Origin of the sequence: Psychrobacter sp. LV10R520-6 (assembly GCF_900182925.1) — a bacterium.
Lineage (GTDB): Bacteria > Pseudomonadota > Gammaproteobacteria > Pseudomonadales > Moraxellaceae > Psychrobacter.
The window spans coordinates 1,968,645-1,982,689 of the sequence record NZ_LT900024.1; the positions used below are offsets into that span (position 1 = coordinate 1,968,645).

Genomic DNA, 14,045 nt, shown 5'->3' on the forward strand with positions numbered 1-14,045 from the left:
GCACTTAAGAGTTTTTATTACAATGAGTGAGATATATAAAAATCGCCATGCGGCCTTTAATCTCCATGTTCACTTGGTTTTTATTACCAAGTATCGAAGAAAGGTATTGGGCGGGGTGCATCACAAGTATTTCAGTGAGTGTGTTGCTGAGGTATGCAAGAGCTTTGATGCTGAGTTAAAAGAATGTAACGGTGGAGCAGATCACATCCACATGCTTATCCAGTACCCGCCAACGGTGCAATTAAGCAAATTGGTCAATAACTTAAAATCAGTCACCAGTAGACGAATGAGGGGTGATTTCATTGACTTGAGAGCTGCTTATGCCAAACCTGTGCTTTGGTCACGATCATATTTTGCAAGCTCTTGTGGTGGCGCTCCATTAGAAATTATTAAGCAATACATTCAGAACCAGCAAGGCTAACAAGCGATGCGAAATTCACCTCCACCCTGATGTCGGGTGGAGTCCTCTTTCGCTTTTTTGATAGCAGGCGTGCAAAGAAAGGTTTTGCAGCGGTTATGATATAGCACTTAGGGCTGGCTTAAAAGCTTGCTGAGTATAATTTCATCAATAGTTGCTATTGAGTTAGGGAGCTGTTTAAACGCTTTAATAACAGATAGCTTCATAGCGCATTATGGGCGCTTTAAACAACGTTCATCGCGTCGCTCAGCTCCTCAAGATAATAACCTTGCAAATAACGTGCACCAATACTCCATGCGACAGACATCGTTGCAGCCTCTTCAATATAAGGTATTAGTACGTCAATATCGAGCTTATTAGTGCGTATAATCAGTGATTTAATGGTTTCTAAATTATCCGCTTTATTGATGTCTTGTATATAGCTACGGGCCAGCCTAACCATATCAGGTTGTAAAAAGTTGGCGCTTTCAATCGATTTTGCGAAGGTACCAAAATTACGGATACCTGTTTGACAATTAACTTGGCTCAACGCGGCAAACTGAGACTTAGCAACGGTCAAATGATTGACGACATCTTGCTCATTAAACTGTAGCATCAATGCCCCTGATACCCCACCCACGGCTTTAATCAATTGGCTGACCACATTTGGTAGTTTGTTATCCACCAATGAAGCACTGGTTAACTGCACCAGTATCCGTGCTTCAGGGTGAGTTCTACGGACATCGTTTAGCTTTTTGCAGGCGTTAACCAGCACCCAAAGATCTATTTTTTCACGTAGTTTGTGGGTTTTGGCGACCGCCATAAATTGATTGGGGGTTAACACCGTATTTTCGGCATCTGCCAATGGCAAACGCAGATATACCTCAAAAAAGTCACTACGGTCATTATTGATGTCGTACATGGGCTGAAATAACAGCTCAAAGCGATTATTAGCAATAGCATCAACCAAGGACTCAGCGAGCGCGCTATCATCGCTGTTGGCATGCTCACTAGGGTCATATAAATGATAAGTACCCCCATGATTAGCCGTCTCAACCATAATATGAGTGATGGCATCCATGGCGCGCTCAAGCAGTATTTTTGGCTCAGCTGTATTCTGCTCGATCTTCACAATACCGATACTAACCGTAGTGTTGGTAGTACGCTTATCCACTTCAATGAGCATCTCACTTATACGCTCACCTATACGTTCGGCGAGCTCTTTGAGCGCTGTGGTTGGCATATTTTCTACTAATATAGTAAATGCCTTATCGCTAAAGCGGCTGACATGACCATCCGGCACCATCTCACCGAGTACATGAGCGACCTGCTGGATGGTGGTATCTACCCCTTGCAAACCCAAACTGCTTCTAATTTTGCCAATATTATCCAGCTGAAGGTACAACAGTCCCGCTGTGAGTACGCCCTTTATTGCTTGCTGGTGTATGGCGGCAAGCTGCTCTTCAAAGCCGTGGCGGTTATTAAGCCCCGTCAAGCTATCTTTACGCTCCGCTGCAGCCAATCGTTTGGCAAGCTCAGTGCTATTATTACTGTTTGGTTGGATAATAATCTGGGTAACGGGTTCGCCCTCTAAAGTCGCTACCGCTAACTGTAGTTTGGCTTCAAAGGTGTTGCCATCCGCACGTAGACTTTCAAAATTAAACTCGACTTGGTCACGATTGCCCTTGTCAAACTGACGTAAAAACTGCTTAAATCCTTTAACGTTATCACCGCCTGCGATCAAATCAATGATAGGTATGCCAATGACGTCATTCATGGAATCAAAGCCAAACAACTTAAGATAAGGGTCATTGGCAAAGATATGAATACCTTGATCAATATAAGCGACGGCGCTTTTGGAGTTTTTAATTAAGATATTGGCGCGCTGCTCCGCCTCAGACAGGACATAACGTAAGGTCTTAAGCTGGCGGCGGCTACGTAAATTATCGTGTTGTAAACAAATAGCCATCACCACTGACGTTTCTTCATCTACCAATAGCGCTTTGACCATTGTGCCACTGATAACAGCAGGTAGCCCTTCCTCATTATGATCGGTAGCGGCTGCTTCTTTACTCATCAGGCAAATCATGGGTAAATCAATACTTTGCTCTTGGACAATACCCACCACATCAGTAAAGTCCATGTCATACGCTTGACCGAATACCAAAATATCCCACGGTTGCCGTAGCGATTTTAGCAGCTCATCTTTATCATCTAAGAAGCCTAAATTAACGTTATCATAATAAGCGCCCAATAACTGCACCAAGCGCTCAGCATAGAGCTGGTCATCATCGATAACTAATAAATTCAGGACGGAATGGGTACGCATGGAAGCCTTTTAACTTTATGGTCGTATTTTTATTGTTTGCTTTTCAGCCATATGAAACTGAAATACAAGCACAAACTATTATAAGCAATAAGTTAGATGGCTGCTCATTTACTTACAAACACAATTAGTTGACCTTACTCTTTATTTATACTTCTTACTTATATTCTTTTTACTTATATTCTTTAATTAAGGCCTTATTATCTCCTACCGATATGAGCTTAGCAACTAAAGTCGCACTATTTCATATTGGCTGAAGCCCTCAGTACTGAGTAAACTACGCTGCAAGCGCAAAGGCTGCTGTTTGTCACCCAGACGCATTATTACTCTATCATTACTATGAAAGTGATAAGCAGTTAACTCATGACCCAATACCTGCCATTCCACCTTTGAAGTCTGATTATCAGTGCTTTGGCTACTGGGGTTTTGACTATCAAGACCTTGATCATAGACAGCTTGATGGTCAGTTTTTTGAGTATCAAGAGTAAGCCAACGTACTATTCCTATTGACCAACTGGGTGTGGTCGTACTGTTCCTATTAATATCAGTCTCAGGACGACATAACAAAAACAGGCTCATGGTTCGTAATAACGGCGGTGCGGTAGGACCCTGGTTATCGGCACTCACAACAGCTGCCATTTGTTGGTCAGCATCCGCCATTAACTTTGTTGACTGTGCTATCGACTGCAATGAAGGCCTACCTTTGATAGCGACAGTTAAATTATCTAAGTCTGGCTTCGGTAGCAGTTGCAGCGTCCGAAAATGTGACAAGGCATCCTTACTATCGAAGGTTTCAACTTCTAATACTTTGCTTAGAGCGTATTTTTTTGGCACAGTATCATAACGAGGTTGCTGCTCAGGTGACAGCTCTTTAACAGCTATCAGGCTCAACAAGCTTTGCGAGCCTGCAACATGGTAATGAATGTCATTGAAACCAGTAATGACAGTCGCGCGTTGTTTGGTGCTATATTTTGTCGGCATCGTTAGTGGCGGTTGAATATAACGATACGTTATCGCCATCCATACCTTAGTCATCAGACAGCACACCACGGCCTCATTGTCATCAGAAGCTACGACTTGCCCGCGCATTTTTAAATACGCCACTAAGGGTGCAAGCTCTATAAACAAGCACTCATGCCGCTCGTCATAGGGATTAATCGCAGAATGAGCGGTCAAATAAGCAGGTGAGTTGTCGCTATGTAAGTCAACAAAGACGCGCGTATCGGTTTGCGGCTCTATGGTAGCGACCATATGGTCTGCCCACACAGGTAGCAAGCGCTGGGCCAGCAGAATACTAGAACGTTGCATGGCATAGACATTCAATAAATGATGCAAGCATATCTGACAATATAGCTGATGAATATTATTAGCGTGGCGGACTACCACTACTGAACTCAAATCTATATGAGCAATATGACGCTGGCAGGCAAGATAGTACAGCTGATTGAGCGTGAACCATAGTGAGGGCGGCGGCTTTTGGTAGCAAATAGCCTTTTCGTTCAATAGCTTCTGGTAACTGAGCAGTGATTGATAGATCGCCACTGCTAAAGTAGACGGCGGCGGTTTTATGAAGGTGAAATAGCGTTTCCAATGACCGATCGAAGGCTCGTACTGCCGTTGATAATCTAGGGACAGACTATTACGGCGTACGATGCCGTCATAGACTAAAATACTTAAATAGTACAGCGACTTAACCTGAGCAATATCGCTCAATTGACTGTCGGTAAACGTTCCAGATTCATAGAGGTAACGCTTACGTAAAGCAGCAATTAATTGTTCCGATGCGGTCATTACGATACTGATTGACTTAAGGCGAAGCTGGTCATTTAAGTGAGCCACCGTCAACTCAGTAAGTACCTTTTCTATCTGATCCGCTTGCTCTGCTTCGGTCTGTAGCGGCAAGAGCGCTGCCCATTTGGACAGTTGCTGTTCTTGACCGTCGATATACCGATCTGGCGGCTGCGGTAGCGGTAGCGGAACCTTAGAAGACAGATATTCTTGAAAAGTCAATAAAGTTATCATCACTGTCCTTAGTGATTGCACAAGAGTAACGGCACAAGTCATCAATCGCTATACGAATACCTTGTGTCGATAGTATCTGTTGACAACATATATTAATAGCAGTTGACCTTATTGATGGCAACTGACCTATCAAAATATTATTAGTCAACCTTTGTTACTATTAATCCTAGCTTATCATAATGCCTATTTTAAACGCCATTGTAAATGTCAATCGGCACCTTGAATGGTCTATTGGGCAACTCTCTCACCAGTTTAGGTACCAAGTATCCGGGTAATTCGGATAATAATCGCCAGTAAAGCTCGATAGCCGACCGCTCGTCGCTATCAAAATGGGCAGCACCGGCCACTTTATCTAAAATATGCAGATAATAAGGCAACACCCCAGCGGCAAATAAGCGCTGACTTAACGCCACTTGGCTAGCAACGCTATCGTTGATACCCTTTAATAACACCGTTTGGTTTAATAAGGTGATGCCCGCTACTCGAGCGCGCTGTAAGTATTCCAAAGTGAGGGTATCGATTTCATTGGCATGGTTACAATGAATTACCATCACAATATGACACCGACTTTGCGCCATTCTGTCCAATAGCGCGTCATCTAGCCGCGCTGGAATGACCACAGGCAAGCGAGTATGCAAGCGAATGGTGGTTAATTGCGGGATAGCGTCTAAGGTATCGAACCACGCAAACAAACGCCGATTAGTAACGTTTAAGGGGTCGCCGCCACTTAGGATGACTTCATTAATCTCAGGATGTGCTGTGATGTAATCGATGATATCTGCTTGTGCAGAGGCAGTTGGCATATTGGCACTATAATCAAAATGCTGACGAAAACAGTACCGACAATGAATCGCACAAGCCCCCGTAATCGTTAACAACACTCTTGATTGATATTTATGAAGCAGCCCTTTAACCGGATTATGCGCGTTCTCGTCTAGCGGATCATTAACATAGCCCGTTACCGTGATTTGTTCTTGTTGGTCTGGTAGTACCTGTTTTAATAAGGGATCATCGCTATCACCGATGGTCATCTTTGCCACAAAAGCGCGCGGGACTCGCAGCTCAAAATAAGCAGGTAGATAAATTCTTGCTTTTAGCGACTCAAGCTCTAGGATGCTCAGTAGCTCATCAACTGAGGTAATAGCTTCGGATAATTGCGTTTGCCAGTTTTTTTGTGTGATTAAATGGTTTATCATGACAACCTACTACCTGTACCTAAAAGCCGACATTATACGCTGTTAGTGGGCATCCTATCAAAGCATAGGAATCGACACTTAAACGCTTAGCATGACAGCAGATTTTAGCGCAGCATGTTCCAAATCCAACTACTAATCATGATTATTGCTAATAATCGTTTATTATGACTGTTGATAACAATTAGCAACCCTTAGGAGTCTCTTGTGGCAAGTTTTTCTACCAATGAATTCAAAGCCGGTCTAAAAGTGATGCTCGATGGCAACCCTTATTCCATCATTGAAAACGAGTTTGTCAAACCCGGAAAGGGCCAAGCATTCAACCGCGTGAAAATGCGCAATCTACGCAGTGGTAGAATGTTAGAGCAAACGTTTAAATCAGGCGATAGCCTAGAGGCGGCTGATGTCATAGATACTGAAATGAACTATCTGTATAACGATGGTGAGTTTTGGCACTTTATGCATCCTGAAAGCTTTGAGCAACTACAAGCGGATAAAGTCGCAGTCGGCGATGCTCTGAAATGGCTAAAAGAAAACAGCAATGCCCTGTGCGTGATTACCTTATTCAATGGTGTGCCGTTAACAATTACCGCGCCTAACTTTGTCGAATTACAAATTACTGAAACCGATCCTGGCCTACGCGGCGATACTTCAGGTGGCGGCGGCAAACCGGCCACTTTAGAGACTGGTGCTGTAGTACGTGTGCCGTTATTTGTGCAACAAGGGGAAGTGGTGCGTGTTGATACCCGTACCGGCGATTACCAAACTCGAGTCAGCTCATAATCAGCCTTTATATAGCTAGCCTCTACATAACTAGTCCCTAATAGTAGGGTATTGATACTAGCATTAGACTAAAAGCCTAACCGTCAAATAAACGGCTAGGCTTTTTTATGAAGTGAATTATGAGAAAATAAGCAAGCAAGCGTTGAAAAAACCAGTAGAAAGACAGCCGTCAAAAAATATATAAGGTTACTTTTAAAGCGTTATTTTGATGACGACTGTTTATGCATAAGCCAATATTGTACTAAGGCATTCAGTTGTTCTTTTTTAAACGGCTTAGTGCAATAATCTTGCATGCCAACCTGTAGATACTTTTCGCACTCACCGTCCATGGCGTTAGCGGTCAGAGCGATAATAGGCGGTAGCACTTGAGGATCATACAACTCATGCAGTTTGATTGTCGCTTGTACACCGTCCATAATCGGCATGTGATGATCCATCAAAATCACGTCATAACGCTCAGGATGCAAGCTAAAGTGTTCGATAGCTTATTGTCCATCAATGACATGAGTGACCGTATGACCACTATTCTGGAGCGCTTTTTTGGCAATGATGGCGTTCACATTGTCATCTTCAACTAACAGTATATGACCGGCAAGCTGCGGGCTGGGGCTGCTAATTGTATTATCATTTGAAGATTGCCACGTCTCGTATTGCGACTCATCAATAGTGACTAACGGCAATAATACCTTAAATGTGGTGCCCGTACCGACCACACTGTCTACTATAATTTGACCACCCATCAGCGTCACTAAGGACTTACATACGGACAATCCAAGACCAGTGCCACCATAGAGACGATGGGTGGACTTATCTGCTTGATTGTAGGCATCAAATATCGCCTCTAGCGATTCTGATTTAATGCCGACGCCAGTATCCGTTACCTCGATACATAACGTCATCGCACCGTAATCCACCAAGTTATAGGGTGTTCTATCTGGATCATTTACATCGACGTATTCAGAACAGTGACAATTGGGCTGGTGCTTAACGTCGATACTGACACGCCCACCTTCGCGCGTAAACTTGATAGCATTATTGACCAAGTTTGACAGAATCTGTTTGAGCCGTACCGGGTCGCCTTTTACATAAGGCGATAACGTCTCAGTATAATGATAGTCTAAAATCAGTTTGCGCTGTCTTGCCTTGCCGGCAAATAGGCTGACAACTTCATTACATAAAGTAGATAAGTTCATCGGAATAACATCAATGGTCATTTTTCCGGACTCAACTTTTGATAAGTCCAAAATACCATTGATAATCGCCAATAGATGCTCATTTGAGACTTTTATATTGTCCACATACTCTTTTTGCTCATGACTAAGCTCAGTATCACTCAGCATCTCTACCATGCCAATGATACCGTTCATTGGTGTTCGTATTTCGTGGCTCATATTGGCTAAAAACTCTGACTTCATCTCATTAGCGTGCTTTGCCTGACTCTGCTTTTCCTGTAGTTGTAAGGAATCTGCAGCCATCACCGCAAACTGAGCTAATAATTTAGCTTGCTTATCATCAAAGCTGTGGTTGGGCTGCATATCCATCAGGCACAGAGAGCCTAAGCGATAGGTTTTATTACCTTCGTGTAAGATAATCGGTGCGCCAGCGTAAAAGCGCAGATAAAGATCATCTGTTACTAATGGATTATGAATAAATCGGCTATCACATGACAAATCCGGTACCACGAACACCTCATCAGACAGCATAGTATAATTACAGATGGCTGACTCACGCGCGGTCGTACAGATATCATCGAGTCCATGAGGAGATTTTAGGTATTGCGTCTGCTCATCCATAAAAGTAATGGTCACTACTGGCACATTAAAAAACAACTTTACCAGCTCAGTCAGACGCTCAAATGCAGGCTCGTTCTTGTTATTGAGTACTTGGTAGTGATAAAGCTTGTCGATACGAGCTTCTTCATCTACCGTTACTGGATAACTATATATAGACAAGATGCTCTCCATAAATCAATATTAATATTAACACTAACGTCAATATCAAACGCTAGACTTAGTGCCTATCTGCTTGGTCAATAACTGTAGCGCTTCGCTGACCATAATCATTGCTACGACCGAAGTTACCACCACCGCTGAGCCATAACCACCGCACTGTAAACCGCCTGTTTGGCAGCTTTTATCCACACGTGGCGGCTCTGTTGAATACACGCACTTGATACCAAATTTCTCTTTAAGCGTACTATTGATGCCTTTTTCATGGCGTAACTTACTGCGCAGCTTAGCGAGTAGTGGATCTTGATAGCTGTCCCGCAAGTCGCTGACGGTGATCTGGCGTGGGTCGGTTTTACCCCCAGCACCGCCTGCACAAATCAGCTTTAGTTTATTAAAGCGACAGTGTAATGCAATTGCAAGCTTCGCATTTATATCGTCAACACAGTCTAAGATAACCACAGGCCTGCCTTCCACAGCTGCGGCTTTCGCAGCTAGCCGACTGGGCAGTAGTGCTGCTACATTATCGACGCTCAAGAAGTCATCGATAAGGTGTAGCGTTACTTTTGGATTAATCTCACGGATACGGGTCGCCATCGCCGCAATTTTGCTTTGCCCAAAAGTACTGTCCAAAGCAGGCAGTTGTCGATTGACATTGGAAGCGACCAACACATCCAAATCAATTAAGGTAATTGTCCCAACTGCCGTTCGTGCCAGTGCTTCTGCCGCCCAAGACCCAACGCCCCCTACCCCAATAATATAGATATGAGCGGCAGCAAAGGTGTCAACTGCCTCCTCGCCATAAAGAGTTTGTGTTCCTTTAAAGCGACGGCCATATTGCTCAGACGCTACATTTGGCTCATCATGACTTAATGGCTCATGGCCTGATAATAAGTCAGTTACGTCCGGTTGAGTGGCCGATGATTGCAATTGTCGTTGTTGATTCATAACAGATTAAAAGCTCTTTGAATTGGTTACGGTTGTTATTTATAGTTGCTACTGCTAATTGCTATCTACAGTTACTGTTTATAATGACTATATCGGATAAGTCCATTTGGTTTGCAAAGCGTCGCAACTGTTTTGCCATAATTGCCGAGCAAGTTCAGCTGGAGACGTATCAAGCAATTCACTCAAACTTAGCAGTACCCATGATAAATTAGCCGGTACGTTTCTATTGTGCGCTGGCGCGTCACCCCACTCATCAAGTGGACTTTGCCCAAGCGCTGACTGGCTGTTGTCTGAAGTTTGACACATAATAGGCGTCATGTCGGGGCAGTCAGTCTCTATTACCAAGCAACCAATACCATGACTATCAACGGCTGCTTGAATAGCACGGCGTAGTTTCTTAGCATTAGGATTGGTCACTTGACCAGTAACACCCAGCTTAAAACCCAAGTTCACAAAAGCCTTAGCCTCTTGTACGCCACCACTAAAACTATGGGCAATACCGCCCAGCTTATGAGCATCGTAATCGTGTGCTTTTAATAGCGCTAAAGCTTCAGCATGAGCTTTACGGATATGCAGCATAACTGGCAGCTGATGGGTCACCGCCATATCCAGCTGAGCATTAAAAAAACGCTGCTGTTTGGCGAAAATCTCAGGCTGTTTCATTGTGTCAGTATAAGTATCTAGCCCAATCTCTCCAACTGCCAGCGGACGGTGTTCTTCCATCATCTTCGCCATGGCAGTCAAATGAGCCTCAGTATGCTGCTCAATATAAAACGGATGCAGCCCTAGTGCAATATGTGCTTTAGGGTACAAGTCTGACTGACCTGCTACATCCGTCACAACAGACGACGGCATAACATCAAATGCTTGTTGGGTATCATATAATCGGTCAAAATGTCGATACAAATAGCCCACCAATACTAAGTGACGGACACCGCGTTTGTAGGCTTGCTGCGCCTGAGTCTGTCTATCGCTATCAAATACTGGCGCATCGAAATGAGTATGCGTATCAACTAGAGGAAAGGTGACGGGCAATGGCTTATCAGCGATAAGCGGTGAGTCGATGGCGGTCATTAACGGACTCCACGGTTGGTAGCTGGTTTATTAGTAATTTTTTTATTAGTAACGGTATTGTTCTTAACTACTTTGTTAGCAGCATCTACTTTGTCAGTAACCCATTTATTAGTAACCATATTAAAGTTTAGAATCTATCGGTGGCTGCACGATATAACGCGGTTTAATCAATCCTTGCAACAACGCATAAGGGACCATCAAGTCCACGGCACCGGTCTTCGCGGTGAGCAGTTCCCCTGACTGGTAGACCAAATGTAATCCCTGCTGGTCTAAATACCATTGCCGCGATAAATGCAAGGGCCAGTCTTCATGGTATTTTTGCTCAACATCTTGCAAAGTCAGCCATTCTTTTTTAGCTGTTTGAAAGGTCAATAGCAGCTCATCGGTGCTCACTTTTGGTAGCAAAATATCCTCAATAGTCAGCTGTAGCTTTTTTTGCATATCAAGCATCACATAAGTGACTTGCTGCTAGTGCTAATGCGCGGGCAATAGTTTGCCAAATAATGTTAGTTAGCCACGGCTGCGCTGGGCTAGATTCTAAAAATTTAGACTCAAAGTACTGACAGCGCGTCTGCAAGAAATTGAAATTTGACTGCCGAGCAATAGCATGCTGAGTATTAAAGGCGATATACCGCATGGCGACCTATAAAAATTAGAGTACATAGTTTTGGCTACGACTTTAACCATTTTGGTGACAAAGAAAAAATAGAAACCATTGGGCTATATCTTCAAACAAACATATGTTCTTAAATTAACATGTTTTTCACCACTTAGATATTCTTTTAAGCAAATATTAGTTTAAGAGTTAGGGCGCTCTGATTTCCGGCTACTACGCTGTGGTATCAGTAATAAAGCCGTACTGACTACTCCCAACACCAGCCACTTTTTTTTATTTGTCTTTTTTTTACTGTTGTTATTCATAGTTTTTCACTTTTGCGGCATTCATTACTGTAAACCTCATTATTTATCTTAACTCGATTATACTTAGGTATAAAAAGGGCGATGTGTATTTGTGTTATGAATACGCAAGACAATGTACAGCGTCACTTTTATTGTGGACACCGTAAATTGTTTACTTCAAATGTTATTTAAAACTTATATAACTGATTAGCACTAGCGATTTAATGGATAAGTAGTCATATCGCCGCTGGGGCTATCTAGTTTGGTAAAACCTTGTCTCGCAGAACCTGATTGCTGATTGCTCTTAGGTACTAGCGGGTTGAGCGGCATTAATTCATAATCGGCACTTATCTTACCATTCCAGCCTTCAGTACCACTTAATGGCAACTGTTTGATGGTGCCGTTTTTATCGATGACTAACTGTAAGACGCGCATTTGATTGTATTTGCGCTCAGTCACGCTCGCGACTGCCCCGCCATCACGTAAAATAGTGGGCTGTAAAAATATGATTAAATTGCTCTTCTGGGTATTGTCATTATCGGAGCGAAACAGTCGACCAATCAGAGGTACATTGCCCAAACCGGGGACTTTTTGTTGACTGGTAGTGCTGTTATCACGCATTAAACCACCAAGAGCGATAGTCTGTTGGTCGTCTGCTAAAATGGTGGTATTAATAAGGCTTTTATTGGTAATCAAACCACTGGCATTACCAATACTACTCGGCACAACTGAAGACACCTCTTGCGAGACCTCTAAGCGCACAGTACCGTTGTCGCCAATATGCGGGATGACATTAAGGTTGATGCCGATATCTTGGCGGTCAATAGTCTGAAACGGGTTGGTTGAGGAGTTGCCGCCAGTAGTAAAAGAGCCCGTGACAAAGGGAACGTTTTGACCCACTAAGATGCTGGCCTTTTCATTATCTAGGGTCAAGATAGACGGCATAGATAATAGGTTAGCACTGGTACTAGAGTCCAGCGCTTGCAAAATAGCCCCATAAAACTGGGTGTTGCCATCGCTGTCTTTACTGCTATTACCAATACCCAACAAGGCACCGGCAATAGAGCCAGCGGCCGCGCTAATGCCAGCGCCACCTGATAAAGCCGCTGCCGCAAGGGTTGTCGCACTAGCACCGGCATTACTAAAGTTCACTACCCCATAGCCACTGTTGGCATTGCCCAGCGCCCATTGGACGCCAAGCTGGGTGGCATCATCCCCTGAAACCTCAACGATGGCCGCTTGAATTAGTACTTGTGCGCGGCGATTATCAAGCTGATTGACGGCAGCTTCAATCTCAAACATCAGATCAGGCGATGCATTTACGATGACCGCATTTTGGGTTTCGTCAGCAATAATGCTAAAGGGTCGACCGTCAATTCCAGTACCTGACCCGCCCGCACTGGCAGGGGATGCAGCTGCTGAATTACTACCACTAAGCGCATTACTAGCGTCATTATTTAAGGCGGCACCCGTACTGCTAGCATCAGTTAAAGAGGCTGACTCTAAAGTAGAGCTGGCACCCGTACTATTGATCGACTGGTTGGCAAGTAAACCGCGTAGCATTTCTGCAATATGTCCGGCGCTCGCATATTTTAACCGAAACACCCGCAGACCGCTCAACCGCCGCGTGGGCGTAGTATCCAGCTGATTGACCATTTCTTGAACTTTGGCAATCATTTCAGGACTGCCTTTGACCAATAGCCTATCACTAGAGGTATCAGCAATGACTTTGAGCTGATTACTACCTTGGGCCTGTGTCCCGCCTACGCTCGTAACAAGGGCGCTGATCAAGTCCATCATACGTTCGGCATCGACATGGCGTAGCGGTATCACTCGCAAGCTGTCATTGACATTGCTGTCTAAATCACGGATTAAGGCAGTCAATTGATTGAGACTATCGGCGCGATCGGACAATACTAAAGCATTGACCCCAGGGACGGCAGCCGCATGGGCGGACTGCGGCATCAGTGGTCGGATAACGCCCAGCACTTCGGCAGCTTGGGTGTTGGTCAAATAAATGACCCGGGTTGCTAATGCCTCACCGACACTATCGCCACGCAAATCAACCGCAATGCCAGACTGCTTGGCAACGTTATCCGGCACCAGCTTAATAGTCATGCCCGAGTCAATCGCGGCAATACCATTGACCTGCATCACACTCAAAAACAGCTGATAAATCTCATCGCGGGATAGGGCACGATTGGAAATGACAGTCACGTTGCCATTGATACGCGGATCAAGGACAAAGTTTTGATCGGTAATAGTTGCCACTTCATTAATAAAGGCTTTGATGTCAGCGTCTTGTAAGTTGACTTTCCAGCTTTCAGCGCTAGCAAAACCTGCGGTTGCCGCCCATAGGGGTAACGCTAAGCATAGCGGACGGCACACCCGCATTATACGATGCAACATATAGTGCAAAGGAGTTTCTGAAAATTTATGCGAACTTACTATGGTCA

At 44.2% G+C, this 14,045-nt stretch carries 12 protein-coding genes; 2 read left to right on the top strand and 10 right to left on the bottom strand.

Annotated elements, in window-relative coordinates:
- Positions 1-22 precede the first annotated feature (22 nt).
- On the top strand, positions 23-421 hold the full coding sequence (gene tnpA / locus U1P77_RS08165; RefSeq protein WP_321154541.1) for an IS200/IS605 family transposase: 399 nt from the start codon (positions 23-25) through the stop codon (positions 419-421).
- A 220-nt stretch (positions 422-641) separates the two neighbouring features.
- Here tnpA and U1P77_RS08170 read toward each other — a convergent pair whose 3' ends face one another.
- From U1P77_RS08170 to epmB, 3 genes are all read right to left on the bottom strand, one after another.
- Entirely contained in the window at positions 642-2,726 is a 2,085-nt protein-coding gene (locus tag U1P77_RS08170; RefSeq protein WP_321154542.1) for an EAL domain-containing protein, read from the bottom strand.
- A gap of 225 nt (positions 2,727-2,951) precedes the next feature.
- A complete protein-coding gene (locus tag U1P77_RS08175; RefSeq protein WP_321154543.1) occupies positions 2,952-4,745 on the bottom strand; it encodes a cyclic-di-GMP receptor FimW-related protein in 1,794 nt (597 codons plus the stop codon).
- A gap of 188 nt (positions 4,746-4,933) precedes the next feature.
- Entirely contained in the window at positions 4,934-5,941 is a 1,008-nt protein-coding gene (gene epmB / locus U1P77_RS08180; protein ID WP_321154544.1) for an EF-P beta-lysylation protein EpmB, read from the bottom strand.
- Positions 5,942-6,145: 204 nt separating this feature from the next.
- Between epmB and efp the strand changes: the two genes are divergently transcribed.
- Complete coding sequence (efp, locus tag U1P77_RS08185; RefSeq protein WP_321154545.1) at positions 6,146-6,721, top strand: elongation factor P; 576 nt, start codon at positions 6,146-6,148, stop codon at positions 6,719-6,721.
- A 200-nt stretch (positions 6,722-6,921) separates the two neighbouring features.
- On the opposite strand, the gene U1P77_RS08190 is transcribed toward efp, so the two are convergent.
- The 7 genes from U1P77_RS08190 to gspD all read right to left on the bottom strand — a co-directional run bounded on the left by U1P77_RS08190 (position 6,922) and on the right by gspD (position 14,040).
- Positions 6,922-7,188: a response regulator gene (locus tag U1P77_RS08190; RefSeq protein WP_321154546.1), complete on the bottom strand. Its 267-nt coding sequence runs from the start codon at positions 7,186-7,188 to the stop codon at positions 6,922-6,924.
- 18 nt (positions 7,189-7,206) lie between these two features.
- Positions 7,207-8,673 carry a hybrid sensor histidine kinase/response regulator gene (locus U1P77_RS08195; protein WP_321154547.1) on the bottom strand — a complete coding sequence of 489 codons (1,467 nt, stop codon included), beginning with the start codon at positions 8,671-8,673 and terminating at the stop codon, positions 7,207-7,209.
- A 45-nt stretch (positions 8,674-8,718) separates the two neighbouring features.
- Complete coding sequence (locus tag U1P77_RS08200; RefSeq protein WP_321154548.1) at positions 8,719-9,615, bottom strand: tRNA threonylcarbamoyladenosine dehydratase; 897 nt, start codon at positions 9,613-9,615, stop codon at positions 8,719-8,721.
- Between the two features lie 87 nt (positions 9,616-9,702).
- Positions 9,703-10,689, bottom strand: a complete 987-nt coding sequence (locus U1P77_RS08205) for a TatD family hydrolase (RefSeq protein WP_321154549.1) — start codon at positions 10,687-10,689, stop codon at positions 9,703-9,705.
- A 120-nt stretch (positions 10,690-10,809) separates the two neighbouring features.
- A complete protein-coding gene (locus tag U1P77_RS08210) occupies positions 10,810-11,130 on the bottom strand; it encodes a hypothetical protein (RefSeq protein ID WP_321154550.1) in 321 nt (106 codons plus the stop codon).
- Position 11,131: 1 nt separating this feature from the next.
- A complete protein-coding gene (locus U1P77_RS08215) occupies positions 11,132-11,326 on the bottom strand; it encodes a hypothetical protein (protein ID WP_321154551.1) in 195 nt (64 codons plus the stop codon).
- Positions 11,327-11,802: 476 nt separating this feature from the next.
- Entirely contained in the window at positions 11,803-14,040 is a 2,238-nt protein-coding gene (gene gspD / locus U1P77_RS08220) for a type II secretion system secretin GspD (protein ID WP_414479081.1), read from the bottom strand.
- Between the last annotated feature and the right edge of the window lie 5 nt (positions 14,041-14,045).

What these genes read in the sequence shown, in the direction of transcription:
- U1P77_RS08170 (WP_321154542.1), bottom strand. Translation starts at nt 2,726, where the DNA reads ATGCGTACCCATTCCGTCCTGAATTTATTAGTTATCGATGATGACCAG.
- U1P77_RS08205 (WP_321154549.1), bottom strand. Translation starts at nt 10,689, where the DNA reads ATGACCGCCATCGACTCACCGCTTATCGCTGATAAGCCATTGCCCGTC.
- U1P77_RS08215 (WP_321154551.1), bottom strand. Translation starts at nt 11,326, where the DNA reads ATGCGGTATATCGCCTTTAATACTCAGCATGCTATTGCTCGGCAGTCA.
- U1P77_RS08200 (WP_321154548.1), bottom strand. Translation starts at nt 9,615, where the DNA reads ATGAATCAACAACGACAATTGCAATCATCGGCCACTCAACCGGACGTA.
- U1P77_RS08175 (WP_321154543.1), bottom strand. Translation starts at nt 4,745, where the DNA reads ATGATAACTTTATTGACTTTTCAAGAATATCTGTCTTCTAAGGTTCCG.
- tnpA (WP_321154541.1), top strand. Translation starts at nt 23, where the DNA reads ATGAGTGAGATATATAAAAATCGCCATGCGGCCTTTAATCTCCATGTT.
- epmB (WP_321154544.1), bottom strand. Translation starts at nt 5,941, where the DNA reads ATGATAAACCATTTAATCACACAAAAAAACTGGCAAACGCAATTATCC.
- U1P77_RS08210 (WP_321154550.1), bottom strand. Translation starts at nt 11,130, where the DNA reads ATGCAAAAAAAGCTACAGCTGACTATTGAGGATATTTTGCTACCAAAA.